Origin of the sequence: Sphingomonas sp. GCM10030256 (assembly GCF_042666415.1) — a bacterium.
GTDB lineage: Bacteria > Pseudomonadota > Alphaproteobacteria > Sphingomonadales > Sphingomonadaceae > Sphingomicrobium.
This window is the reverse complement of the sequence record NZ_JBHTDI010000002.1, coordinates 125,980-151,228: the sequence shown is the minus strand read 5'-3', so window position 1 is coordinate 151,228 and position 25,249 is coordinate 125,980. Positions and strand designations below refer to the sequence as shown.

The window sequence follows — 25,249 nt, the reverse complement described above, 5'->3', positions numbered from 1 at the left end:
CGGGCGGGCTAGACGGCCCGGCGGTTGGTGGCAAGCGGATGGCGCTGGTTGACCAGCTCGACCAGCCGCGCACTGTCGACATGCGTATAGATTTGCGTGGTCGCGATGTCGGCGTGACCAAGCAAGGCCTGCAGCACGCGCAGGTCCGCGCCGCCCGCCAGCAGGTGGGTCGCGAACGCGTGGCGCAGCACATGCGGGCTGACCCGCTCGGGCGCGATCCCGGCCACTCCCGCCATCTCCCGCACCAGCTGGAACAGCCGCACCCGGCTGAGATGCGCCTTGCCGCCGGGGAACAGCCAGGCTGATTTCGTGGACACATGCGGCAGCCAGTTCTCGACGGCGGCGCAGGCGCGCTGGGAGATCGGCACCATCCGCTCCTTGCCACCCTTCCCGCGCAGGATCAGGAACGGCTCCTTGCGCCGAAGCACCCCGCGCGGCAGCGACACGAGCTCCGTCGCACGCAGGCCCGATCCGTAGAGCAGCTCCAGCAAGGCAAGGTTTCGCAGCGCATTGGGCTGGCCGCTCGTCGCGCGGGCCTCCGCTTCGGCGAAGATCGCCTCCACCTCGTGCGGTTCCAGTATGCGCGGGAGCGGCCGCTCGGTCGCCGGGCGGGGAAGCGCTGACGAGGGGTCGTCCGCCCGCAGGCCGTCCTCATGCAGGAAGCCGTAGAAGCGCCGCAGCGCCGCCGAACGGCGAGCGACGGTCGCTGGCGACAGGCCTGACCACGCGGGTCCGAGCGCGGACAAGCTCTCCATGCTCGCCTCGCCCACGCTGCCCAGCGTCTCCGCCGCCGCCGCCAGGTCCCCGCGGTAGGCCAGCAGCGTATTCCGCGACGCTCCCGCTTCCGCCGCCAGCATGTCGCAGAAGCGGTCCATCAGCGCGCGATCTTCCGGGGTCACGTCCGGGCGAGCGCCTCGGCGGCGATCATCCGCGCATTGTACTCCAGGCCGGCCAGCCGGAGCGCGGTCAGCGCACGGTAGAAGTGCGCCGACGGGACCCGGTCGGGGCTGCTCGCCTGCATCCCGATCGCCGCCAGCACCGCCGCGGTGCCCGCCTGCCCGCGCTGGCCAGCGCCGCCGACCATCTGCGTCCACACCGAGCTTCGCCCGAGGCCAAGGCTGTGACTCTCATTGAGCTGCGACGCGGTCTCGCCGTTGATCCGCCCGGTGCCGGCCAGACCGGCGACCAGCAACCGGCTGCGCTGCTTGTTGCGGCTTTCGTCGCGGCCGATGAACGAGTCGATCCGCCCATAGCTGACATCCACCGCATCGCTGTCGGTGCCCAGCGCCAGCATCGCCCAGGCGCGGTCGGCCGGTCCGTCATCCATCTGCCGCACCGCCGCCGCCCACCGTGCCGCTTCCCGGTCGAACCCGCCGGCCAGCAGCGACGCGATCAGGTTCGCCGCGTCTTCCTGCAAGTCGGGCGACGGCGCGATCCGCGTCGCCGCCCCGGCCACCAGCGCCCGCGACGCTTCCCGTTCCAGGTCGCCGTCGCCGATCCGCCACAGCTGCCGCATCGCCTCCAGCCGCGCGCTCTGGTCACGGCCAGCGAAGGCGGTGCGAAGCCGCCATGCGTCCGTGCCGGGCAGGTCCGACGGGTCGGTCCGGTCGTAGATCAGCGAATACAGATCGACGAGCGATCCGGAGGAGAAGACCCCCAGCCCCGCCGCCAGTCGCGCCGAGGGCAGCCGCTGTTCGGGCGTCAGCAAGGGCGCCCGCGCGTGCCAGGCGCGCATCTGCGGCGATGCATCGTTCATCAGGCGCTCGGGCACTTCCATCCCGGTCGCGGTGGCAAGCCCGAAGCGCCAGCTGGTGAGATAGTCGACCGGCTCCCACTCCACGGTGACCGCGCGCGCCGTATTGGCGCCAGCGCCGACCACCTTGTCGGCAAGCACCAGGTCGATGCCGCTGATCCGCCCCCGGCGGCGCGCCTGCTCGATGTTCACCGAAGCCGTCGACGGCTCGCCTTCCAGCGCGGCGCACATCGCCTGGGTCAGCGGCAGGATCTGCGGCTCGACCCGGCCCATTCCTTCGCGCAATGGGCACAGTCCGGCCGGATCGGCGCTGGCCAGCGCGCTCTGCACGGCGACCTGGGTCATCTTGGGCGTGAAATCGAGCGAATCCACGCTCCACACGATCATCCGCGCCGCATCCGCTTCGCCCATGCGGAGCAGCAGCCAGGCCCGCTCGGCGGCCCAGTCGACCGGATGGACGTTGCCCGGCGCCTCGGCCCGCGCCAGCAGCGCATTGCGCAAGGTGATGTGCAGCCAGCGCAGTGGCAACGGAGCGGACTGCCGCCGGAGCAGCGCCGACAGGAACTTGCCATCGGCCGCGCCCCACGGGCGCGCGCCATAGCCCCAGGCGGCGGGATCGATGACCCCGGCCGTGCGCGGATCGCGCCGGGACGACTCCGGAATCTCGATCGGCGGAGGCGGTGGCGGAAGCTCCTCTTCGAGTTCGTCTTCCGTCGTCTCGACCACGTCGCCCGGCTGTGCCGGCTGCGGCCGGGCCGGGCGCGCCGGAGATGGGCGGGTCGGAGCCGTGGTGCCCGGAGTTGCCGGCTGGGCCGGCTGCTGCGGCTGTGGTTGCGGCTGCGCGGGCGGCGTCTGCTCGTTGCCGAAGCCCGGCGGCAGGATCGACTCCTGCGCCAGCGCCGGCAGCGCAAGGCCGCCAACAACCGCAGCGGTGATGAAGAGCTTACTGCGCCGGCGCACGAGTGACATCGACCTCGATCGGACGGGTCGGAACTTCCTCGACAGACTGCGACAGGGCAACCAGCCCGGCGATCACCAGCGCAAGGAGAACAAGCAGGATGATCGGGATACGCGCCGGGTGCGGCGGCTTTCTGCGGATGGCCATGGTGGCGGCCTTTTGCCGTGGGCTCACGCCGCTGTATAGCCCCTCCGGCGATGAGCGAACCGTCACCGAGCCTTGCTGACCGCCTGGACCGCCCGATCGTCCTCGTTGGCCTGATGGGCGCCGGCAAATCGACCGTCGGCCGCCGTCTCGCCCGCCGCCTGGGCCTGCCGTTCGTCGACAGTGACGCCGCGATCGAGGACGCCGCCGGCCTCCCTGCAGGCGAGGTGTTCGAGCGCTTCGGCGAGGAGGATTTCCGCGATGGCGAGCGCCGCCTCGTCGCCCGGCTGGTCGAGGGTCCGGTCCAGGTGATCGCGACCGGCGGCGGGGCCTTCGTCAACGAACAGACCCGCAAGCTGCTGAAGGACCGGACGATCACCGTCTGGCTCGATGCCCCCGTCGACATCCTCGCGGACCGCACCGCCCGCCGGCCCGACACCCGACCCATGCTGAAGCAGGGGGACCGCTCGACGATTCTCGGTAAGCTGATCCAAGAACGGCGCCCGTCTTATGCCGAGGCTGACATAAGGGTGCCCAGCACCGGCGGCTCCCACGGCGACGTGGTCGATGCCATCATCCACGCCCTCAAGGACCATCTCGCTTCCCCATGATGATCATTTCCGCCGAAGCCGGGACCTGCAGCTACGACATCATCGTCGGCGCGCTCGAACATGCCCGGAGCAGCCTTCGCCGGCTGGCCGCGGGCCGCACCCTGCCCGTTGTTACCGACGAGAGGGTGTGGTTCCTCCATGGTGAGCGGCTCGCCGCGATCCTTCCGGTCGAGCCGATCCTCGTGCCTGAAGGCGAAGCGGCCAAGGACTGGGCGGGGCTTCGGCAGCTCATCGCCCGGTTCACCGCCATGAACCTCGATCGATCGAGCCCCGTGATCGCGCTCGGCGGCGGGTCGATCGGCGACCTCACCGGCCTCGCATCCGGCCTGTTCAAGCGCGGCTGCCCGGTGATTCACATCCCCACCACCCTGCTAGCTCAGGCGGACAGCGCGGTTGGCGGCAAGACCGCGATTGATGCCGAGGGGCAGAAGAACCTCGTCGGCATGTTCCACCAGCCCGCGCTGGTCCTCGCCGACGTCGGCTTCCTCGATACGCTCGACGAGCGCCAGCTGCGCGCCGGCTATGCCGAGATCGTCAAATATGCACTGATCGGGCACCAGATTGTGTTCGACTGGCTGGAGGACCATGGCCACGCCATCCTCTCCGGCAATCGCGAGATGCGCGAGGAAGCGGTGCGGCAGTGCATCGCCGCGAAGGTTCGGGTGGTCGAAGCCGACCCCGAGGACCGCAACGGGCTGCGCGCGCTGCTCAACTTCGGCCATACCTTCGCCCACGCGATCGAGTCCGTCGCCGGGCTCGGCAGCGTCCTGCATGGCGAGGCCGTCAGCATCGGCATGGTCCTGGCGTCCGCCTTCTCCGCGAAGCTTGGCCTGTGTCCCGCCAGCGAGGCCGCGCGCGTCCGCCGCCACCTCGCCCAGGCCAGTCTCCCGACGACCCTGGCCGAAGTCAGGGTCGATCCGGGCGCGCTGCTCCCGCTGATGGCCGGCGACAAGAAGAATCAGGCCGGCCGCCTCCGCCTGGTCCTGTCGCATGGGATCGGCCGGGCGTTCCTCAGCGACGGAGTGGATGCCGAGCAGCTCCGGCAGTTTTTGGCCTCGGTCGAGTGAAGCTCAGGTCGAGCGGGGAGCGTCCTGCTTGATCACTTCGTCCGGCAGCGACTGGGTCGGTCCGAAGCTACGATCCATTCCGGAATGCAGGTCGCCGCTTTCGCTCTGCATCTGCAGCCGCTCGCTGTCGCGCTGGCGATATTCGCCCTCGACCCGCGCCACCTCGCGGTCGGCGATGCCGAGCTTGCGCAACGCCTCGCGGCCCATCACCACCGCGCTTTCGAATACCTCCCGCTGCAGCAGGGGAACGTCGCAGCCATCCAGCGCGATCATCTGACGCCGGTCGAACACCCGCACCATCACCAGCGCGTGCGGAAACGCTTCGAGCACCGGCTTCAGCGCCCCGGCATCGAACGCCGGGTCGTCATGGCAGAACAGGATCGCCTCCGCCCGCTCCGCCCCCGCCGTGCGCAGCAGGTCCAGCCGGGTGCCATCGCCATAATAGACCTTGGTCCCGAACTCGCTGGACAGCTCGATCTGCGACGGCTTGCTGTCGATCAGCGTGACCGGGATGCGCTTGGCCATCAGCATCTGCGCCACGGTCTGCCCAAACCGGCCGTAGCCGACCACGATCGCGTTGGTTTCCGGCGAGAACTCCGGCCCTTCCAGGTCGACCTCGCCGCGCGCCGACATTCGCGCCTGCAGCCAATCGATGAAGCGCATCAGGAACGGGGTCGAGACCATCGACAGGGTAATGACCGCACCGAACAGGCTCGCACCTTCCGGCAGGATCAGCTGCGCCGCCGTCGCCTGCGTGAACAGGACGAAGCCGAATTCGCCGGCCTGGCTCAGCAGCAGGGCAAGGCTGATCGCCCGGCCCTGCTTCATTCCGAATGCCCGGGCGAGTGGATAGAGCAGCGCCGCCTTGACCGCGATCACCATCAGCGCCAGTCCGACCACCGTCAGCGGCCGATCAGCGATCACTCCCAGGTCCAGCGACATGCCCACCGACATGAAGAACAGGCCGAGCAGGACCGAGCGGAACGGCTCGACGTCGCTTTCCAGCTCGTGCCGATACGGGCTCTCCGCCAGCATCACTCCGGCGACGAACGCCCCAAGCGCGACCGACAGGTGCAGCGAATGCATCAGCGCGGAGGCGGCAATGACGGTGAACAGCCCCGCGACCACGAACAGCTCGCGCTCGCCCAGCCGGCCGATCAGCCGAAAGAACGGGTTGATCAGGAACCGCCCGGCCAGCACCAGTCCGGCCACCGCGGCAACGGTATAAAGCGCCAGCACCCAGCCCGCCGGCTGGTCCGGCTGCGGCGCGCGCGACAGGGCGCCGACAATGGTAATCAGCGGGATCAGCGACAGGTCCTGGAACAGCAGGATCGAAAAGGCCCGCTCGCCGTAGGGCGAATTGAGTTCGCCCGACGACCGCAGCATCGGCAGCACCTGCGCGGTGGACGACAGGCCAAGCGGCAGGCCCAGCGCAAGGCTGGCCTGCCAGCTGACCCCGACGACGAAATGGATCAGCGCCGCCAGGGCCAGCCCTGACAGCACCACCTGCGCCAGGCCAAGCCCGAAAATATCCCTCCGCAACCGCCATAAGCGGCTCGGCCGAAGCTCCAGCCCGACCAGGAACAGCAGCAGCGCGATGCCGATTTCCGACACGCTCATGATCGCCTGCGGATCGCCGATCAGGCCGAGGATCTGCGGCCCGATCACCGCTCCGCCCAGGATGTACCCCAGCGTCGCACCCAGCCCGAGCCGCCGGAAAATGGTCACGAACAGCAGCGCTGCCCCAAGCATCACCGCACCGCTGATCAGGACGGTGGTCATCCGGACGCGTCCCCCTCACCTACGAGGGGCGCCGCAGCTGAGCTTTCCAACGCCGCAATCAGCGCATCGAACGGCAGCAGTATCGCCCCATGCCGCCCCACCTTTGCCTTTGCCGGAGCCAGCACATCGAACCCGACCGGAGCCACGCCTTCACCTCGCAGCCAACCCGCAAGGCGGTCACGCGCCGCCCCAATCTCCGCTCGCGACTTGCCCACCGCAAAGTGCTGCACCAGCGCCGCACTCGCCTGCCCGAACGCACAAGCCTGTACGCCTTGCGCCAACTCAATCACCCGCGAGCCTTCCAGGAGAACCTCCGTCCGGATCACGCTCCCACACGTTGCCGACCTCTTCTCCCCCCGCCCGTGCGGCGCAGCGAGGCTGCTCGCCAGCGGCAGCGACGCCGCCAGCCGCAGGATTTCGGTCGTGTAGAGTGGGGCGTTCATAGGCCTACAACCGCGTCAGGGATGATGTTCACGCCCGCCGCCACGTCGTCCCACCCGGCCCATCCTCCAGCAGAATACCCTCCGCCTTCAGCTCATCCCGGATCCGATCCGCCTCCGCAAAGTCGCGGCGGGCCTTGGCCTCGGTGCGGGCCTGCATCCGCGTGTCCACGTCCGAGCTGCCATCGCCTCGGAACCACTGATCCGCCGTCTGGCCGAATAGCCCGAGCAGCGCTCCGCTGCCCCTTAGCACCGCAGGGTCGTCGATCTGTCCAAGCCGGGCGAGCGCCAGCGGGGTGTTCAGGTCATCCTCCAGAGCACCGATTACCCCCGCATCGGCCTCTCCGGCGTCCGCATCTCCGGCCGTACGATAAAGCCGATCCAACACAGCCCTGCTCTGGGCAATCAGCGCCTCCGTCCACGGCAGCGGGGACCGGTAATGCCCGCTCAGCAGCGCCAGCCGCAGCACCTCGCCGCGGTGCCCGGCATCGAGCAAGTCGTTAATCAACACCACATTGCCCAGGCTCTTGGACATCTTCTCGGCACCGAAATCCACGAAGCCGTTGTGCAGCCAGTAATTCGCCAGCGGCGCCCCGCCGTGGGCGCAGCGGCTCTGCGCCAGCTCATTCTCATGGTGCGGGAAGATGAGGTCGATCCCGCCGCCATGAATGTCGATGGTCTGGCCCAGATGCTCGCGGATCATCGCCGAGCATTCGATGTGCCACCCGGGCCGTCCGCGCCCCCATGGGCTGTCCCACCCTATCACGCCGTCCGCGCTCGGCTTCCACAGCACGAAGTCACCGGGCGAGCGCTTGTACGGCGCCACCTCGACCCGCGCCCCGGCCAGCATCGCTTCGCGATCCCGCCGCGACAGCGCGCCATAGTCCGGGTCGGACCCGACATCGAACAGCACATGCTCTTCTGCAGCATAAGCGTGGCCCTTGGCGATCAGCTCGCCGATCATCGCCACCATGCCCGCGATTTCCTGCGTGGCATGCGGCGCGCGGGTCGGCGCTTCGACCCCCAGCGCACCGGTGTCTTGAAGATAGAAACCCTCGTATCGCTCGGCGATCACTTCCGGGGCCACGCCCTCGGACCGCGCCGCGTCGATGATCTTGTCGTCCACGTCGGTGACATTGCGCGCATAGACCAGGCTGTCCGCGCCATATTGGTGGCGGATCAGCCGCGCGAGCGTGTCGAACACCACCGCGGGGCGCGCATTGCCGATGTGCGCGCGGCCGTACACCGTGGGCCCGCACACATACATGGTGATGCGGCTCGGGTCGGCGGGGACAAACTCGCGCTTCTCGCGCGCCATCGTGTTGTACAGGCGGATCATCGGCTCTCTTGTCTTTCCCGGCCGCGCTGCTCCTCGACCCAGTCGACGATTGCCCGGCCGCTTGCGTTCAGCAGCGGAAAGGTGCGACTCTGCGTCATCCACTCGGGCCGCTCGGCCTCGGCGCCATACACCATGTCGGTGGCAAGGTTCGCCAGCAGGAAGAACAGGGTCGCGCCGACCAATCCCTTCAGCATCCCAAACCCGCCGCCTAGGAACCGGTCCACCGGCCCGAGCACCGACTTGCGCGCCCCGCGCCCCATCACCCGGGCCAGCAGCCGCACGCCGAGGTACACCGGCAGGAACAGCAGCGCGAATGCCAGCGCCGCCGCCCCCGTCGCGCTCGACGTCGCTCCGCCCACCATGCCCTGCACATCGCCGTGGAACAGTTTCAGCGCGACGATCGCCGCGATCCACGCCAGCAGCGCCAGCGCCTCATGCACGAACCCGCGCACGAACCCCACCAGGGCCCCGCCGCCGAGCAGCAGAAGAACGAAGATATCGAGTGCGGTCACGGGGTGAGCGATAGAAGAGCCGAAAAGCGGTGGCTAGACCCGGTCCTTCGAGACGAGCCTTCGCTACGCTCCTTGCGGAGCTACTCAGTCTCTTCTCAGGAAGAGCGGTGTGAGGTGCCGCTCATCCTGAGGAGAGACTGAGCGGAGCGCAGCGCAGTCGAAGGCTCGTCTCGAAGGACCAGTCACCGCCCCAACACCCGATCCACCAACTGCCTCAAGGCCCCGAACCGCGCCACCTTGATGCCGTTCGCCTCCGTGCTGCCCGGCACCCACGCTTCCTCGAACCCCAGCTTCGCCGCTTCCTTCAGCCGCAGCGCAGAATGTGCCACCGGCCGCACCTCGCCCGACAGCGCCACTTCGCCCAGCACCACCGCTTCAGCCGGCACCGGCCGCTCCGCCATCGCCGACACCAGCGCCGCCGCCACCGCCAGGTCCGCCGCCGGGTCCTGCAGCCGGTACCCGCCGGCGACGTTCAGATAGACTTCCGCCGCCGCGAAGCTGATCCCGCATCGCGCCTCCAGCACCGCCAGCAGCATCGCCAGCCGTCCGCCGTCCCAGCCCACCGCCGACCGCCGCGGGGTCGCCCCGCTCGCCAGCCGCATCACCAGCGCCTGCACCTCGATCAGCACCGGCCGTGTCCCCTCCAGCGCGGGGAAGATCGCCGTCCCGCTGACCGGATCGTCGCGCTTGGTCAGGAACAGCGCGCTTGGGTTCGGCACCTCAGCCAGCCCGGCGCCTTCCATCGCGAACACGCCGATCTCGTCCGTCCCGCCGAAGCGATTCTTCACTGCCCGCAGGATGCGATACTGGTGGCTGCGCTCCCCTTCGAAGTTGAGCACCGCGTCGACCATATGCTCCAGCACCCGCGGCCCCGCGATGCTGCCATCCTTGGTCACATGCCCGACCAGGATCAGCGCCGTGCCCCGCTCCTTGGCGAAGCGGATCAGCTCCAGCGCGCTCGCCCGCACCTGGCTGACCGTCCCCGGCGCACCCTCGATCAGGTCTGAGTGCATCGTCTGCACGCTGTCGATCACGAGCAGCGCCGGCGGCGGTCCCGCCTGCAGGGTCGTAAGGATGTCGCGCACCGACGTCACCGCCGCCAGCCGCACCGGAGCTCCGCCCAGCCCCAATCGCAGCGCCCGCAAGCGGACCTGGTCGACCGCTTCCTCGCCCGAGATATAGACCGCGCCGCGCCCGCTAAGCGCCACCTTCGCCGCCGCCTGCAGCAGCAGCGTCGACTTGCCGATCCCCGGGTCGCCCGCCAGCAGCATCGCGCTGCCCGGGACGATCCCCCCGCCGATCGCCCGGTCCAGCTCCGCGATCCCGCTCGGCACCCGCTCCGGCAGAGCGATATCCGCGTCCAGCCCGACCAGCTCCACCGCTCTGCCGCCTGCCGACAGGTCATGCCTGGCCGAGAAGACGGTCACGTTGCTCGCCTCCTGCACCAGCGTGTTCCACTCGGCACAGTCGGCGCATTGCCCCTGCCAGCGGCTGCTCACCGACCCGCAGGCCTGGCAGACATATCTCGATTTCGGCTTGGCCATGAGGCGCTTCACCTAGCCCGCAGGCGAAACGAGGGCAACGCGGCCGTCCCCGCCCGTTCAGGCCGCTTGCCCAATGAGGACCGGTCGGCGCGGCACCCGTCACCGCTCGGCACCTTGGACATCGACCTCCAGTCATCTTCGATTCGGCGCCCGGTTGCCCCCATCCACCCCCACCGCTAAGCGCCGCAGGTGACCACCTCCCCCCTGCAAATTCGCGACTTTCAGCTCTACTGGGTCGCCCGCTTCTGCGCGGTGCTGGCCACCATGGGGATGGTCGTCATCATCGGCTACCAGGTCTACGACACCGCCAGGGCCGACTATGGCATGTCGATCCGCGAGGCGTCGCTGATCCTCGGGCTGCTCGGCGCGGCCCAGTTTGTCCCGCTGGCCATCCTCACCCCCGTCGCGGGTTGGGCCGCCGACCGGTGGGAACGGCGCACCGTCGCCCGCTTGGCCAATGCGGTGGACCTGAGCGTCGCTCTCGGCCTTGCGCTTGCCACGTCCAACGACTGGCTGAGCCTGCCGCTGCTGTTCGGCTTTGCCGCCCTGCACGGCATTGCCCGGGTATTTGTCGGCCCCTCCATGTCGGCGATCGCCCCCAACATCGTTCCGCCGGCGCTTCTGCCCAAGGCAATCGCCCTGTCCTCCATTGCCTGGCAGGGCGCGACCGTCCTCGGACCGGCGATCGGCGGCTTCCTTTACGCCGCCGACCCGGCCCTCCCTTACTGGACTGCCGCCGCCTTGTTGGGCGTCGCCATTCTCACCCTCTCCCCGATCCGGCGGGTGGTCCCGCCGCCAATGTCGCGCGAGTTGCATCCCATCCGCCAGATGGTCGACGGGCTGACCTACGTGCGCGGCCATCGCTTCCTGCTCGGTGCGATCACGCTGGACCTGTTCGCCGTGCTGCTCGGGGGAGCGACGGCCATGCTCCCGGTGTTCGCCCGCGACATCCTTCATGTCGGAACCGAGGGCCTGGGCCTGCTCCGCGCCGCACCGGCGGTCGGGGCCGCGCTGGTCGCTGCCATTTTCGCGATCCGCCCGCTGCACCACAATGTCGGGGTCAAGATGCTGGCGGCCGTGGCGGCGTTCGGCCTGCTGACGATCGTCTTTGGCCTGTCCAAGTCGATGCCACTGTCGCTGTTTGCCCTGGCGCTGCTCGGCGCAGCGGACATGCTCAGCGTCTACGTCCGCTCCAGCCTGGTCCAGCTCCACACTCCGGACATGATGCGGGGACGCGTCTCCGCCGTGTCCGGGCTCGCCATTTCCGCCTCCAACGAATTGGGCGAGCTGCAGTCGGGCATCGCCGCTGCCCTGCTCGGTCCGGTAGGTGCGGTGGTGGCGGGCGGTGGAGCCGCGGTGGCGATTGCGGGGTTGTGGTCCTATCTATTCCCCGAACTCAGGCGAGCGCGGACCTTCGACCCTCCGCCGACCGTGCTCGCCGAAGCCCTGGAAGAGGAGAAGCCCGCATGAAGGCCAGTTCCGTTCTCGAGACCATCGGCGACACCCCGCACATCCGCATCAGCCGCCTGTTTCCTGACGCCGACGTGTGGATGAAGTCGGAGCGGGCCAATCCGGCCGGCTCGATCAAGGACCGCATAGCGCTGTCGATGATCGAGGATGCGGAGCGTTCCGGCGCGCTGAAGCCCGGCGGCACCATCGTCGAGCCGACCAGCGGCAACACCGGCATCGGCCTTGCCATGGTCGCCGCGGTCAAGGGCTACGACCTGCTGCTGGTCATGCCCGAAAGCATGAGCCTGGAGCGGCGCCGCCTGATGCTCGCCTACGGCGCCAGGTTCGACCTCACGACCAAGGAAAAGGGCATGCAGGGCGCCGTCGACCGCGCCCGCGAGCTGCTTGACGAGATCCCCAACAGCTGGATGCCGCAGCAGTTCGACAATCCGGCCAACCTGGAGGTGCATCGCCGCACCACCGCTCAGGAAATCCTTCGCGACTTCGCCGACCAGCCGCTCGACGCGATCATCACCGGGGTCGGTACCGGCGGCCACATCACCGCCTGCGCCGAAGTGCTGAAGCCGAAATGGCCCGGCCTCAAGGTGTTCGCCGTCGAACCCGCGCTCTCGCCGATCCTCAACGGCGGAAAGCCCGGCCCGCACCCCATCCAGGGCATCGGCGCCAACTTCATCCCGTCGATCCTCAACCAGCGCGTGCTGGACGGGGTGATCGACGTCGATGCGGAGGACGCCCGCGAGATGGCGCGCAGGGCCGCTCGGGAGGAAGGCCTGCTGGTCGGCATCTCGTCCGGCGCATCCCTCGCCGCGGCGCGGATGAAGCTGCCGGAACTTGGGCAAGGCGCCCGGGTGCTGGTCTTCAACTATGACACTGGCGAGCGTTACCTGTCGGTTCCGGACTTCCTGCCGGAACAGGCTTAATTCGCCGGCAAGGACGACGGGTAGAGAGTCCGTTAACTGCTCCACGTTAACTTCCCCTCGGATTGTGGGGATTTATGCGTCGAGCTAGATTGGGCATTGCCGAGGTGGACCGGGGCGCGCCATCCCGTGCGTCTGTCTGGGAAGCGTTGATGTTCGACATCGCCGCGCCCGACTGCGATGATCAAAGCGCCGTCGCGGCCAAGCGGCTGTCGCTGTTCGCCTTCGCACCATACCTGCTGCTCTCCACGCACCTGGTGCTTGGCGCGCTTCTGCTCTGGAACGCTCCCGCAACCGTCGCCGCCCTGTCCTTGTTTGCGGGCAGCCTCCTGCTCGATGCGGCAGCAGCGGTGATGCTCCGCTTGTCCGGCCCGATGAAGGTGCGGCCGCATGTCGTGCGACGGGCCATGCTGGCCTACGTCACTGCTGCCGGCGGGCTGTGGATGGCGGTCGCAGCGAGCCTTGATCCGGGTGCCATGTCCACCATGCTTCCGCTCGGCCTCGGCGGTGTCCTGGCGATCACCGCGGCTCTGGCCGTCAGTTCGCCGCCCTTGACTGTCGCCAACGCGATGGTTGCCGTCCTGGGCGGACTGTTCTTCGCCGCTGAGCCGGCGATCCACGCCGTCCTGGGCGCCCTGAGCCTGCTTCTGGTCGGCTACAGCGTGTCAGTCACCCGCCTAATGCTGACCAGCACCCGTCGGCGCCTGCAGCTCGACTGGCACGCCAAGAAGGCCCTGAACTTCGTCGCGGAGTTCGAAGCATCCGGACGCGGCTGGTTCTGGGAAACAAACTCGGTCGGGACCCTGTCCTATGTCTCGCAGCAGCTTGCGGACGACTTCAAGACGGAGCCAGGGGCGCTGCTTGGCCGGCAGTTCACCGACCTGTTGTCGGTGGACTCCGGCTCCGGCGACGACCTGCGGGAGGAGCGCACGCTGGGCTTCCACCTTTCGGCCCGGTTCCCCTTCTCCGACGTCGTCGTGCGACCGGCCAGTGACGAAAATGTCCATTGGTCGTTGTCCGGCAATCCGATTTTCGACGAGAATGGCCGTTTCCTGGGATTCCGCGGAATCGGCACCGACCTCACTGAACAGCGCCGGTCCGAGCAGGAAATCAGTCGCCTCGCGCGCTTCGATTCGCTGACTGGGCTGCCGAACCGCGCGATGATGCGGCAGACACTGGAAGAAGCGCTGCGTAATGCCGCCCGCCGCCAGAAGGGCTGCTCCCTGTTCCTGATCGACCTTGATCGGTTCAAGAACGTCAACGATACGCTTGGCCATCCGATTGGCGACGCGCTCCTCCGGCAGGTCTCGCAGCGGCTGACCAGCGTGATGGGCAACCATGGACAGATTGGACGGCTTGGCGGTGACGAGTTCAAGGCCGTGCTCCCCGGAACGGTCGAGACTGGCCTGCTGGAATCGCTCGCCAAGACCCTGATCGAACAAGTCTCCCGCCCTTACCTGATCGAAGGTCACCGGGTGACCATTGGCGCGTCTGTTGGAGTGGCGATAGGTGATCCCGGGCGCTGCTGCGCTGACAGCCTCGTGCGCAACGCGGACCTGGCGCTCTACGCGGCCAAGGCGGCTGGGCGTGGCAAGCACTGCTTCTACGAGACCGCCATGCACAGCGAGGCGTCCGACCGGCAGTTGCTGGAGAACGACCTGAGGCAGGCGATCGAGCGGAACGAGTTGTCGGTGCATTTCCAACCGATCGTTCTTGCCACGAACGAGGAAATCGCCGGGTTCGAGGCATTGGTGCGCTGGCAGCACCCGGTGCGCGGCGCGATTTCGCCGGTCAAGTTCATCCCGCTTGCCGAGGAATGCGGCATGATCGGGCGGATCGGCGCGTGGGTGCTCCGCAAGGCGCTCGCCGAGGCTGCACGCTGGCCCGACGTGGTCAAGGTCGCGGTGAACCTGTCGCCGATCCAGTTCAACGATCCCGGCATCGTCGATGTCGTGCGGGACGCGCTCGCGGAGTCGGGGGTACGACCAGGGCGGCTGGAGTTGGAGATCACCGAGGGCGTGTTCCTGGCCGACAGCGATGCCACGGACGTTACCTTCGCTAAATTAAAGGAACTCGGGGTTCGACTGGCCCTGGACGATTTTGGAACCGGCTACTCGTCGCTTGGCTATCTGAAGAAAGCGCCGTTCGACAAGATCAAGATCGACCAAAGCTTCGTCCGTGGGGCGGCGTCCATTTCCACGCGCAACGCCGCCATCATCCGGGCGATCGTCACCCTGGCCGAAAGCCTGAACATGGACACCGTCGCCGAGGGGGTCGAGACTCACGACGACCTCAATCTGGTGCGCGACCTGGGAGTCAGCCAGGTCCAAGGCTACATCTTCGGGCGGCCTGCTGCGGCGGACGTCGCGTTGGCTATCGCCGCCAGCCGCTCGCTCGAGGCGGAAGGCCATCAGTGCACCCGGCAGCCGCGGCAGCGCCTGATGCGGCGGGCGTTGACGGTGATCGACGGCGCTGTAGTCGAATGCAAGCTGCGCAACATCTCGTCGATGGGCACGCTGGTCGAATGCACTCAGCCGGTCGCACCCGGAACGCAGATCACGATCGATATCGTCGGGGTTGGTCCGGTGACCGGAACCGTCCGCTGGGCGCAGCAACGGCAGTTCGGGGTCAAGTTCGACGATGATTTCGACCTCGGCCGGCTCGCCCCGAAGCAGCGCAAGCTGAACGACGTCACGATGTTGCGGCCGTGGTATGTCGACAAGGCGGTTGGCGAGTAAGCGGCGGCGCTTGCTCGCGGTCCGGCGTCAGAAGGCGTCCACCGGCAACGCCATCAGCGCCTCGGCACCTGCCTCGACCTTACGCCGGTAAGCGCCGGCCGCGGTCAGCTCGCGCTGAGCGTAGAAGCGGGCGGTGGTCAGCTTGGCCTCGTGGAACGCGCGGTCCTCGCCGGGCTGGTCCACCAACTTCGCGCTGACGCCTGCCATCTTGAGCCACATCCAGCCGAGCGTCACGACGCCCATCAGCTGCATGTAGGCATAAGCCCCGGCGCCGGCATTGTTGGGATCGGCCATGCCATTCTGCGCCAGCCACATCGTTGCCGCTTGCAGCTCGCCCATCGCTTGCTCGAGCGGCGCCGCGAGACCGGCAGGGTCGCCGGCTGCGCGGGCATCGGCGATGTCGCGGCCGACCACCTCAAAAAAGGTGCGGACCGCACGGCCGCCGTTCTGGGCGAGCTTGCGGCCCACCAGATCCATCGCCTGCACACCGTTCGTGCCTTCGTAGATCTGCGCGATGCGCGCATCGCGGACGAACTGCTCCATGCCCCATTCGCGGATGTAGCCATGACCGCCGAACACCTGCTGGGCGTTGACCGCAGCCTCGAAGCCCTTGTCCGTCAGGTAGCCCTTGATGACCGGGGTCAGCAACGAGATGATGTCCTCGGCCTGGACCCGCTCCTCTTCCGTCTCCGCCTTGCGGCTGAGATCGACCTGCAGCGAGCCCCACAGCACAAGGGCGCGGGCCGATTCGTTGAAGGCCCGCGCTTCCATAAGCATGCGGCGCACGTCGGGATGGACGAACAGGGTGTCGGCCTTCGCGTCCGCTTCGCGCTGGTCGGGACGGAGGGCGCGGCCCTGGCGGCGGTCCTTTGCATAGGCGACGGCGTTCTGATAGGCGACCTCGCCCTGCGCCAGGCCTTGCAGGCCGACGCCGAGACGCGCCGCGTTCATCATGATGAACATGGCGGCGAGGCCCTTCTCCGGCTCACCGACCAGGTAACCAGTCGCCCCGTCATAGTTCATGACGCAAGTCGAGTTGCCGTGAATGCCCATCTTGTGTTCGATCGAGCCGCAGGAGACACCGTTGCGCTCGCCCAGGCTGCCGTCATCGCCCACCATGAACTTGGGGACGATGAAGAGGGAGATGCCCTTCACATTGTCCGGAGCGCCGGTGATCTTCGCGAGCACCAGGTGGATGATGTTCTCGGACATGTCGTGCTCGCCCGAGGAAATGAAAATCTTGGTGCCGGAGATCCTGTAGCTGCCGTCCGCCTGCGGTTCGGCGCGGGTCTTGAGGAGGCCCAGGTCAGTGCCGCAATGCGGTTCGGTCAGGTTCATCGTGCCGGTCCAGGTGCCGGCCACCATCTTGGGAAGGTAGGTCGCCTTCTGCTCATCCGAACCCTTGACCAGGATGGACGCGATCGCGCCGGCGGTCAGGCCATGGTACATCTCGAAGCTCTGGTTGGCAGAGAGCACATACTCGCTCATCGCCGTTGCCAGAACGTGCGGCAGCCCCTGCCCGCCATATTCGGCCGGAGCCGATAGGCTGGTGAAGCCAAGCTCACAGAACTGCCGGTAGGCGTCCTTGAACCCCTGGGGCGTGGTCACCGCCCCATCGTCGTGGCGGGTACAGCCCTCCTCGTCCCCCACCCGGTTCAGCGGCGCGAGCACGTCCTGGCAGAATCGTGCGCCCTCCTCCAGGATCGCCTCAACGAGGTCGGGAGTCGCATCGGCGAAGCCCGGCAGATTGCCGTAGTTCTGCATCCCGACGACATGGTCGAGGACGAAACGGGTGTCGCGAACGGGAGCGGTGTAGACGGGCATCCGGCAAGTCCTTCGTCTCAGGGGGTCAGGGCGGGTGTATTGGCGCGAATCAGTTAGTCAACATTTGTGTCAGTAGGTGTTCGGCGGGGATCATGCACCGGGGCCAAAGGTTAGGCAAAAGTACCCCCGCTGTGGGTTCAGGCGACCCGAATGTTCACAATGTTCACGGTAACGAGCCCGGATTATCCAGCTTTTCAGCCCAGGAGGCGAGGCAAGCCATGGGAAGAAAGAACCGGCACCTGTTGTATCGAACTGGGAGGCTGTAGGACAGCACCGAGGTGATCGCTTCGCGCCTGGGCCCCGATCTGCGCCGGGGCACATGTTCAGCAGAGCGGATCCCCGGCGAGGTCGGTCGCGCCGTCCGGCTGAGCCATGCGGGTGAACCTTCTGCCTGAGTAGGTCGCGCCGGGACCGCAGTAATACGCGCAAGCACCCGACGGCCCGTCGCCGAGGAACGCCTCGTCGCCGTTGAGAGTGAACCGCACGGGGCAGGCAGCGTCGCCGTCCGGCTGGAAAACGCCGCCCTCGCCGAGGCTGCCGCGCATGCTGCAGTTGGCTCCGGCCTGGCCGTATGTGATGAACCCGGCCCGCTTCGTCTCCGGATTGAGGCAAAGGCGGTCTCGCCCCGCTCCGGCGAAGACGAGGGTCGATGGTTGCGGCGGTGCGGGCGCGGCCGCCTGCCCCGGCGGCTCCTCGGAGGGCTGATCCTGCCGCTCGCAGGCAGACAGGCAAATGGCGGCGGCGAGGGGAACTGCAAAGTGCATGAGGTTCCTCTTCAAGGCCCGTTCAGAGATGGCAAGACAAATGGCGTGCGCGGGCCTATATGGCGGCCACTTCCCACATAGGCGGCAGGTTGATGCTGACGACAGACCCTTTCGAGGACGACAAGCTCCGCGAAGAATGCGGCGTATTCGGTATCTGGAATGCCGACGGCGCAGCCAGCTTCGTCGCCCTGGGGCTCCATGCCCTGCAGCATCGCGGGCAGGAGGCGGCGGGGATCACAAGCTTCGACGGGACCAGCTTCCACTCTCATCGGGCAGCCGGCCACGTCGCCGGCAACTTCGACAAGGACGAGGTGATCCGGGCGCTCGCGGGCCGGACCGCGATCGGCCATGTTCGCTATTCGACGACCGGCTCGTCGGCGCTGCGCAACGTGCAGCCGCTGTTTGCCGAATTGGCGCAGGGCGGGTTCGCGGTGGCCCACAACGGCAACCTGTCCAATGCGATGAAGCTTCGCCGCACGCTCAATCGGCGCGGATCGATCTTTCAGTCGACCTCCGACACCGAGGTCATCATCCACCTGGTCGCGACCTCCAGCCACAACAGCCTGATCGACCGGCTGGTGGACGCATTGGGCCAGGTCGAAGGCGCTTATTCATTGGTGCTCCTAACCGAGCATGGCCTGGTCGCCTGCCGCGATCCGCTGGGCATCCGGCCGCTGGTCATGGGGCGGGTCGGCGATTCGGTGATCTTCGCTTCGGAAACCGTGGCGCTGGATGTGATCGGCGCCCGCTTCGAGCGCGACGTCGCCCCGGGCGAGATGATCGTCGTCAATGACAGCGGCGTGCGCAGCTTCCGCCCGTTCGCGGCCGAACAGGCGCGCCCCTGCATCTTCGAGCATGTCTATTTCAGCCGCCCGGACAGCGTGGTCGACGGCACCTCCGTCTACGAAAGCCGCAAGAAGATTGGCGCGGAGCTGGCCCAGGAGTCGCCGGTCGAGGCGGACATCGTCGTTCCGGTGCCCGACAGCGGAGTGCCGGCGGCGCTCGGCTTCAGCCAGGAATCGGGCATCCCGTTCGAGCTTGGCATCATCCGCTCCCACTATGTCGGGCGGACCTTCATTCAGCCGAACCAGGAGGTCCGGCACCTCGGCGTCAAGCTGAAGCACAATGCGAACCATGCCCTGATCAAGGGAAAACGCGTGGTGCTGATCGACGATTCGATCGTCCGCGGGACCACCAGCCACAAGATCGTGCAGATGATGCGCGATGCCGGCGCGCGCGAAGTGCACATGCGGATCGCCTCGCCGCCGACACGGCACAGCTGCTTCTATGGAGTCGACACGCCCGAGCGCGCCAAGCTGCTGGCGGCGCAGATGGACGTCGAGTCGATGACCAAGTTCATCAACGCCGACAGCCTGGCGTTTATCTCCATCGATGGCCTCTACCGTGCGCTTGGCGATCATCGGAATCCAGCCGCGCCGCAGCGCTGCGATGCCTGCTTCACCGGCGACTATCCGACCCGCCTGACCGACCTCACCGACAAGAATGCGGAGGCGACCGGCCTGGCCCTCGTGGCGAGCCGCTAGAACGGGCCACCTCGTGGCTCCCCCTCTTCGCCTGGAGCAGCCTCTGCTCGACCCGAGTGGTTTGATGAGAAGCGGCTAGCGCTCTACAGGCCCCCTCCATGACCAAACCCCTTGATGGAAAACTCGCCCTCGTGACCGGGGCGTCACGCGGGATCGGCGCAGCCACGGCCGAGGCTCTCGCCGCGCAGGGTGCGCACGTGATCCTGGTCGCCCGCTCAGCCCCTGGCCTGGAGCAGGTCGAGGACCGGATCCATGCGGCCGGTGGGAGTGCGACGATCGCCCCGATCGACCTCACGGACGGCGAGGCCATCGGCAAGCTGGCCGCAGCAGTCGCCGAGCGCTGGCAAAAGCTCGACATGCTGATCCTCAACGCCGGCATGCTGGGCAGCCTGACGCCGGTCGAGCATATCGACGCCAAGGAATACGGCCGGATCCTCGGCATTAACCTGCTGGCCAACCAGGCGCTGATTGCGGCGTTCGATCCCTTGCTGCGGCAGTCCGACGGGGCTGACGTGGTCGGGGTGACAAGCTCGGTCGGAAGCGAACCGCGGGCGTTCTGGGGCGCCTACGGATCGTCCAAGGCGGCGCTGGAGGCGCTGCTCGGCGCTTATGCGGACGAAACGGCCTACACCGGCAAGCTGCGTGTGACGATCGTAGATCCGGGCGCGACTCGCACCCGGATGCGGGGGCTGGCCTTTCCCGGAGAGGAGCCGGACAGCGTCAAGCCGCCCGAAGCGGTCGCTGCCGCTATCGTGGAGCGGCTTGGCTCCGACCTGCCGACCGGCAGCCGCTGGCGAGTCGACGAACCTGCCTGATTGCTCGGTTTTCCAGGCATTTTGTCGAGCAGCGATGGCCAATCGTCGATTTGACGCTGTTTTGACGCTGCAATCGCGTCCGCTTTGACGAGCCTCCTTCATCTCCCCTTCCAGCCGGTCGCGTTGGGGCGCCCGGGCAAGGGAGTGGGATATGAGGAACAGGATTCTCGCGGCCGTTCTGGCCACGCTGAGCAGCGCCGCGCTCGCCCAGCCGCCGGTAATCGTGGAAGCGACGCGCTTCCCACAGGAACGGGTCAGCTTCGCCGACCTCAACCTGACCACCGAAGGCGGCGTCGACAGCCTGAGATGGCGCGTCCGGGGTGCCGCGGATCGCGTTTGCAACAGCAATTCCATCGAGGTGCTCGACACAAGGCTGAAGGCGATGCGCTGCTATCGTGGTGCGATTAGCGCCGGCTTCTCGGACATCGACCGGATCGTCGCCTCGCGGCGGAGCGGAGCGGCGCTGGCCGCCACCGCGCTGGTCGTCCGGGCACGTTGACGCGGGGCCCTCCCTCCGTCCGGACTGCCGCCGGACGGGGGGAGGATGCCGTGTCCCAAGCGATGGAGGGCTATCATGGCTCGTTTGCCAATCGGTCTATGTGCGTTCTGTCTGCTTGCCGCAGTGCCGGTGCAGGGCGGCGCTGTGCCTCCCGAGACGGTGGTCACGGCTCCGTCGCCGAACCTGATCACGCGAACGGTCTCGTTCGCGGACCTGGACCTCGGCTCGGCCGCCGGGCGGAGCATGCTGAACCGGCGGGTTGACCGGGCGGTGCGTACCGTCTGCGCCGAAGCGCTAGGGCCGTCGCCGATCTTCTACGCGCAGACCGCTTGCCACAAGGCGAGTTGGGGAGACAGCCGGCCACAGATCGACCGGGCACTCCACGGCGGCGTGGCCGCAGCCGCATCGGCGACGATCATTGTCGTCGTAGCGGCGAAGTAGGGCCCGCCAGACGTCCGAGCGGCGGTTTTTCGGTGGGACCATACTTATTCTTCGACGAAGGGGCCGGCACAAGCTCGTGCCAGTCGCCGCACCATGGTAAATGCTGAAGGCCGCGGATCCTGAGGGGAATGTCGCGCGGCGGGAGCGGCCTTCAAAGGGGCGCAAAGCACGTGCTTGTCCGCAGTGAGACGCTGTTCGGCATCTCGGCCTGCCACGTCCGGCAGTGGGGAAGCTTTGCGCTGCTCGACGCGTCCCGCACGCGCGACCTGACCCCGCGGAGTCGCAAGGCCCGGGCGATCCTGGCCTATCTGGTCAGCCACCCGGGGACCAAGATCCCGCGCGAGCGGCTCTCCGAGCTGTTGTGGGGCGACCGACCCGACGCCCACGCCCGCGCGAGCCTTCGCCAGGCATTGCTGGAGATCCGCCACGCGACCGAGCTGCCGTTTGTCGAGGCCGACCGCGAGCATGTCTGGATCCCCGCCGAGCGTATCCTGCCGGAAACGGCGGACGAGCCGGACGACTCGCCCCTGTTCGACGACCTCAACCATCTGACGCCAGAGTTCGACGCCTGGCTGGCGATGGAGCGGAACCGACGGACCGCGGAGGTGCTTGACGGTCAACGCCGGGAGGTCGAACGGCTCCTTGCCGCGGGGCGCGGGGCGGACGCCATCCCGCTGCTCGACCGCATGACACGGCTCGATCCCTACGATGAGACCACCCTGTCGCTGGCAATGCGGGCCGAGTGCCAGGCCAAGCGGCCTTCGGCGCTGCAGCAGCGCTACCAGGAGACCGAGGCCCGCAATCGCGAGGAGTTCGGGGTCGGGCTGCCGGCGGAAATCCGGGCGCTGCACGACCGGCTGCTGGAGGAACTCACGGGAGATGGCGGCCACCGCGGCGAGCACGAGGGCGGCGAGCAACCTCCGCCGTTCCGTGCAGCCGAAGTGCAGCCGCCCCGGTCGAGCCCGGTCCACGTGCTGATGAGCATCGTGCTCGCGCTCAGCATCCTTGGTGCGCAATATCTGTTCGGATCGACCGCAGCCGCCGCCACGCCCCCGTCGTTAGCGGTCTTGCCGTTCCGGGCGCTTGGCGGAGTCGACCCCTATCTGGTGGATGGGTTCTCCGAAGAATTGCTGTCCGACCTTGCTCGCCACCCCGACCTTCGCGTGACCGGCCGGACTTCGGCCTGGCTGTACAAGGACAAGGCGGGCGACCTCCGGCAGATCGGGCGCAACCTGCGCGTCGGCTATATCGTGGAGGGCAGCGTCCGGAAGAGCGGCGAACGGCTGCTGGTTACCGCCGCCCTCGTCAACTCAAGTGACGGGCGTACCGTGTGGACCCAGCGGTTCGACGGGCCGACCGGGCTGGGCGCGCCCATTCATGCTTCGATCGGGCAAGGAATCCGTGGGGCGCTGAATGTCGGTGAGGAGCAGGTCGCGAGCCGGGTTCCACGGCAGGACGCCTACCAATTGTACCTGCGGGCGAAGGGCCTGTTCCGTGAGCGGGACAAAGCCAGCACGATCGCCGCTCGGGAATTGCTGGAGCAGGCGGTGCGCATGGACCCGGGCTTTGCGCCTGCCTGGGCGCTGCTGGGCGGAACCATCCAGCTTGGGCCAATGGCCGGCGACGAAGACTGGCGGCGCAAGGCACTGGCTGCCACCGGGCGCGCGCTGGCGCTCGACCCGAATTCGGCTGAGGCGCACGCCATGCGGGCGCTGGTGCTGGGCACCGAATCGGCGGCGGGTCGGGCGCACCTGGCCCGCTCCATGGCGCTTAACCCCAACGATCCGCAAACCGTCTACTGGTGGGGCGGAGCGCTGGCCGAGAGCGCGGATTATCGTTTGCAGGAACGCGCGGTCTCAAAGGCCGCGCAACTCGATCCGCTCTGGCATCGGCCTGTGTCGGCAGCCATTGAATGGGCGGCCGAGCGCGGCGATCATGCGGCAGCCAGCCGCTATCTCGCCGTGATGCGCAAGGGCAACCCAGCGGCAGCAGTCGTTGCCGAAATTGCGCTGGCCAGATCGACCGGTGACTTGTCCAGGGTTGTCGCGCTCGCGCGGCAGCGCAACGTGCGTGTTCCGACGTCGATGCTTTATGAAGCTTGCGAGGCATGGATCGGGCTTGGCCGATTTGACCAGTGCGCCAGTACGGGTGCGCAGCTTTCCAGCACCGGCTACCGGCTGCTGAACCGTCGGCCCGTCACCGCTGCCGAGATCGCCGCCGAAGCGCGCGTCCACGGCGACCCATGGCTCCTGGAACTGGCGGTGTGGGAGTTGCTGCGGACTGGCCGGTATGACCAGCTGGTCGGCCTGACGCGAATTCCCGACACGCGGCTGAGCGGCCTCGACGAAATCAGGCTCGGCAACCGCGTGGCCCGGCTCACCAACGCGGGGCGCATTGCGCTGGCCCTCGAGAAGCTGGGCCGCAAGGCGCAAGCCCTGCGCTACTGGAAAGCCGCGGACGAGGCTGGACGGTATGCGCTGCGGTCCCGGAATATCCCCGACGAAGACGTTTTCGCCATTGCAGCGAACGAGGCGGCTCAGGGGCGCAAGGATCGTGCGCTGACCTTGTTGGCCGGGACGGATCCGCGGCGTTGGAACTGGCTGAACCGGGTTCACGGCGACATCGGCGAAGACCCGATGCTGGCCTCCTTGCGCGGCGTGCCGGCATTCGAAAAGTTGCGGCGCGAGCATCTGGCATGGCGCACTCGCGAACGGCGAGAGGCCGATGCGCTTATCTCCTCCTAGCGCCGCTGCATCGTCACCTGGGCGACATCGATCCCCTGCCCGCGAAACCCGCCCTCGCAGTACATCAGATAATAGCGCCAGAGCCGGTGAAAGGCATCGCTGAACCCATGGAGCCGCCCGTCGGCGACAGCTAGGTCGTAGTGCTCGCGCCAGAGCCTCAGCGTGTCCGCATAATCAAGGCCGAAGCGGTCGAGATCGCTCCAGCCCAGCCCTCGCTCCGCGGCCATGGCGGCAAACCGCGGCTCGTCCAGCAGCATGCCGCCAGGAAAGATGTAGGTCTGAATGAAGTCGGCGCTCGCCGCATAGCGGTCGAACAGTTCGGGGCGGATCGCGATGAACTGCAGCGCCGCGCGGCCGCCCGGTTGCAACGCATCGGCGATGCAGTCGAGGTAGGCGCCCCACCAGCGTTCGCCGACCGCCTCCACCATCTCGACGGAAGCCACGGCGTCGAAGCGCGCGCGGTTTTCACGATAGTCCTGGAGGCGGATCTTGACCTGACCAGACAGGCCTGCTTCCGCGAGCTTGCGGTCGGCCCACTCCTTCTGCTCGGTCGATAGTGTCAGGCCGACGACGCTCGCGCCGCGCTTCGCCGCCTCGATCGCGAGCGTACCCCAGCCGCAGCCGATTTCCAGCAGGCGATCCCCGGGCTTGAGGTCAAGCCGGTCGAGCAGGAGGTGGACCTTGCGAAGCTGGGCTTGTTCCAGGTCGCCGTCCACCCTGAGCTTGTCGAATGGCTGCCCCCTCTCGCCGGCAGGGAAAGAACCATGCACCGGCAGGGGTTCCGGGTAGCCGAACCGCGCACTCGAGTAGGTCATGCTCGGGTCGAGCCAGGCGGCATAGAAGTCGTTGCCGAGGTCGTAATGCGCGGCGATATTCTCGCGGGCCTGGCCGGGCGCATTGTCGCGCGCCAGATGGGCGAGCTTGTTGATCCACCGGGCCGGCCCTTTCGCCCGGGCGGCGGCGCCGAGGCTAACCGCGTTGCGCATGAACAGCTCGAACAATGAAACCGGGTCCGGCGAGGCCCACTCGCCCCGCTCCCATGCCTTGTACCAGCCGACACTGCCCGACGTGGCGAGTCGGACCAGCGCCAGCCAGCTGCGCAGCTCGACGATCGGCTCCGGTCCCGACGCGTGAAAGCCGATGCGGCGCCGCTCGCCATTGGGTAGGGTCGCGTGGATGCCGCCTTCGCGAAGCCGCTCATCGAGCTGGTGGAGCACTCGCGCGAACGCAGGCGCCGCGATCCTCCCGAGCAGCCCGCCCCCGGTTGCAAACGCACGGTCGGCCCGCACCAGATGTTCGCCGCGAGTGGCCATGACGTTCCCCTATCCGTTCCTATCGAGCGA

21 protein-coding genes are annotated in these 25,249 nt (G+C 67.8%); 10 read left to right on the top strand and 11 right to left on the bottom strand.

The window, feature by feature from the left end; translation table 11 throughout:
* Positions 1–8: 8 nt before the first annotated feature.
* From ACFQPG_RS08505 to ACFQPG_RS08495, 3 genes are read right to left on the bottom strand one after another with little or no spacing between them, the layout of a single operon-like run.
* On the bottom strand, positions 9–899 hold the full coding sequence (locus ACFQPG_RS08505) for a tyrosine recombinase (RefSeq protein ID WP_380812023.1): 891 nt from the start codon (positions 897–899) through the stop codon (positions 9–11).
* The gene (locus ACFQPG_RS08500) at positions 896–2,722 is read right to left on the bottom strand and encodes a hypothetical protein (RefSeq protein ID WP_380812021.1); all 1,827 of its coding nucleotides are present in this window, start codon (positions 2,720–2,722) and stop codon (positions 896–898) included. Before ACFQPG_RS08500 ends, ACFQPG_RS08505 begins: the two co-directional genes overlap by 4 nt.
* The gene (locus ACFQPG_RS08495; RefSeq protein WP_380812019.1) at positions 2,697–2,858 is read right to left on the bottom strand and encodes a hypothetical protein; all 162 of its coding nucleotides are present in this window, start codon (positions 2,856–2,858) and stop codon (positions 2,697–2,699) included. The genes ACFQPG_RS08500 and ACFQPG_RS08495 overlap by 26 nt, the downstream gene beginning before the upstream one ends.
* Positions 2,859–2,908: 50 nt before the next feature.
* Between ACFQPG_RS08495 and ACFQPG_RS08490 the strand changes: the two genes are divergently transcribed.
* Both ACFQPG_RS08490 and aroB read left to right on the top strand, forming a co-directional pair.
* A complete protein-coding gene (locus tag ACFQPG_RS08490) occupies positions 2,909–3,466 on the top strand; it encodes a shikimate kinase (RefSeq protein WP_380812017.1) in 558 nt (185 codons plus the stop codon).
* Entirely contained in the window at positions 3,463–4,533 is a 1,071-nt protein-coding gene (gene aroB, locus ACFQPG_RS08485) for a 3-dehydroquinate synthase (RefSeq protein ID WP_380812015.1), read from the top strand. The genes ACFQPG_RS08490 and aroB overlap by 4 nt, the downstream gene beginning before the upstream one ends.
* Positions 4,534–4,536: 3 nt before the next feature.
* Here the strand turns inward: aroB and ACFQPG_RS08480 are convergent, their stop codons facing one another.
* From ACFQPG_RS08480 to radA, 5 genes are all read right to left on the bottom strand, one after another.
* Positions 4,537–6,315 carry a monovalent cation:proton antiporter-2 (CPA2) family protein gene (locus ACFQPG_RS08480; RefSeq protein ID WP_380812013.1) on the bottom strand — a complete coding sequence of 593 codons (1,779 nt, stop codon included), beginning with the start codon at positions 6,313–6,315 and terminating at the stop codon, positions 4,537–4,539.
* Positions 6,312–6,758, bottom strand: a complete 447-nt coding sequence (locus ACFQPG_RS08475) for an iron-sulfur cluster assembly scaffold protein (protein ID WP_380812011.1) — start codon at positions 6,756–6,758, stop codon at positions 6,312–6,314. The genes ACFQPG_RS08480 and ACFQPG_RS08475 overlap by 4 nt, the downstream gene beginning before the upstream one ends.
* 28 nt (positions 6,759–6,786) lie before the next feature.
* A complete protein-coding gene (gene cysS, locus ACFQPG_RS08470) occupies positions 6,787–8,094 on the bottom strand; it encodes a cysteine--tRNA ligase (RefSeq protein WP_380812009.1) in 1,308 nt (435 codons plus the stop codon).
* Complete coding sequence (locus ACFQPG_RS08465) at positions 8,091–8,606, bottom strand: CvpA family protein (protein WP_380812007.1); 516 nt, start codon at positions 8,604–8,606, stop codon at positions 8,091–8,093. Before ACFQPG_RS08465 ends, cysS begins: the two co-directional genes overlap by 4 nt.
* 182 nt (positions 8,607–8,788) lie before the next feature.
* Positions 8,789–10,150, bottom strand: a complete 1,362-nt coding sequence (radA, locus tag ACFQPG_RS08460; RefSeq protein WP_380812005.1) for a DNA repair protein RadA — start codon at positions 10,148–10,150, stop codon at positions 8,789–8,791.
* Positions 10,151–10,339: 189 nt separating this feature from the next.
* Here radA and ACFQPG_RS08455 point away from each other — a divergent pair, with 189 nt between their 5' ends.
* The 3 genes from ACFQPG_RS08455 (at position 10,340) to ACFQPG_RS08445 (ending at position 15,275) form a co-directional block, all read left to right on the top strand.
* Complete coding sequence (locus tag ACFQPG_RS08455) at positions 10,340–11,620, top strand: MFS transporter (protein WP_380812003.1); 1,281 nt, start codon at positions 10,340–10,342, stop codon at positions 11,618–11,620.
* Positions 11,617–12,540: a cysteine synthase A gene (gene cysK / locus ACFQPG_RS08450; RefSeq protein ID WP_380812001.1), complete on the top strand. Its 924-nt coding sequence runs from the start codon at positions 11,617–11,619 to the stop codon at positions 12,538–12,540. The genes ACFQPG_RS08455 and cysK overlap by 4 nt, the downstream gene beginning before the upstream one ends.
* A 149-nt stretch (positions 12,541–12,689) precedes the next feature.
* Positions 12,690–15,275, top strand: a complete 2,586-nt coding sequence (locus ACFQPG_RS08445) for an EAL domain-containing protein (protein WP_380811999.1) — start codon at positions 12,690–12,692, stop codon at positions 15,273–15,275.
* 27 nt (positions 15,276–15,302) lie between these two features.
* Here ACFQPG_RS08445 and ACFQPG_RS08440 read toward each other — a convergent pair whose 3' ends face one another.
* Entirely contained in the window at positions 15,303–17,099 is a 1,797-nt protein-coding gene (locus tag ACFQPG_RS08440; protein ID WP_380811997.1) for an acyl-CoA dehydrogenase C-terminal domain-containing protein, read from the bottom strand.
* Between the two features lie 323 nt (positions 17,100–17,422).
* Complete coding sequence (locus tag ACFQPG_RS08435) at positions 17,423–17,863, bottom strand: hypothetical protein (RefSeq protein WP_380811995.1); 441 nt, start codon at positions 17,861–17,863, stop codon at positions 17,423–17,425.
* Between the two features lie 92 nt (positions 17,864–17,955).
* Here ACFQPG_RS08435 and purF point away from each other — a divergent pair, with 92 nt between their 5' ends.
* From purF to ACFQPG_RS08410, 5 genes are all read left to right on the top strand, one after another.
* On the top strand, positions 17,956–19,407 hold the full coding sequence (purF, locus tag ACFQPG_RS08430; protein ID WP_380811994.1) for an amidophosphoribosyltransferase: 1,452 nt from the start codon (positions 17,956–17,958) through the stop codon (positions 19,405–19,407).
* Between the two features lie 98 nt (positions 19,408–19,505).
* Positions 19,506–20,222, top strand: a complete 717-nt coding sequence (locus tag ACFQPG_RS08425) for an SDR family NAD(P)-dependent oxidoreductase (protein WP_380811993.1) — start codon at positions 19,506–19,508, stop codon at positions 20,220–20,222.
* 151 nt (positions 20,223–20,373) lie between these two features.
* Positions 20,374–20,721, top strand: coding sequence for a UrcA family protein (locus tag ACFQPG_RS08420; RefSeq protein ID WP_380811991.1), 348 nt, complete (start codon positions 20,374–20,376; stop codon positions 20,719–20,721).
* 75 nt (positions 20,722–20,796) lie between these two features.
* The gene (locus ACFQPG_RS08415) at positions 20,797–21,162 is read left to right on the top strand and encodes a UrcA family protein (RefSeq protein WP_380811989.1); all 366 of its coding nucleotides are present in this window, start codon (positions 20,797–20,799) and stop codon (positions 21,160–21,162) included.
* A 170-nt stretch (positions 21,163–21,332) separates the two neighbouring features.
* Positions 21,333–23,906, top strand: a complete 2,574-nt coding sequence (locus tag ACFQPG_RS08410) for a BTAD domain-containing putative transcriptional regulator (protein ID WP_380811987.1) — start codon at positions 21,333–21,335, stop codon at positions 23,904–23,906.
* Here ACFQPG_RS08410 and ACFQPG_RS08405 read toward each other — a convergent pair.
* Entirely contained in the window at positions 23,903–25,219 is a 1,317-nt protein-coding gene (locus ACFQPG_RS08405; protein ID WP_380811985.1) for a class I SAM-dependent methyltransferase, read from the bottom strand. The two genes, ACFQPG_RS08410 and ACFQPG_RS08405, sit on opposite strands and share 4 nt — an antisense overlap.
* Positions 25,220–25,249: the final 30 nt, after the last annotated feature.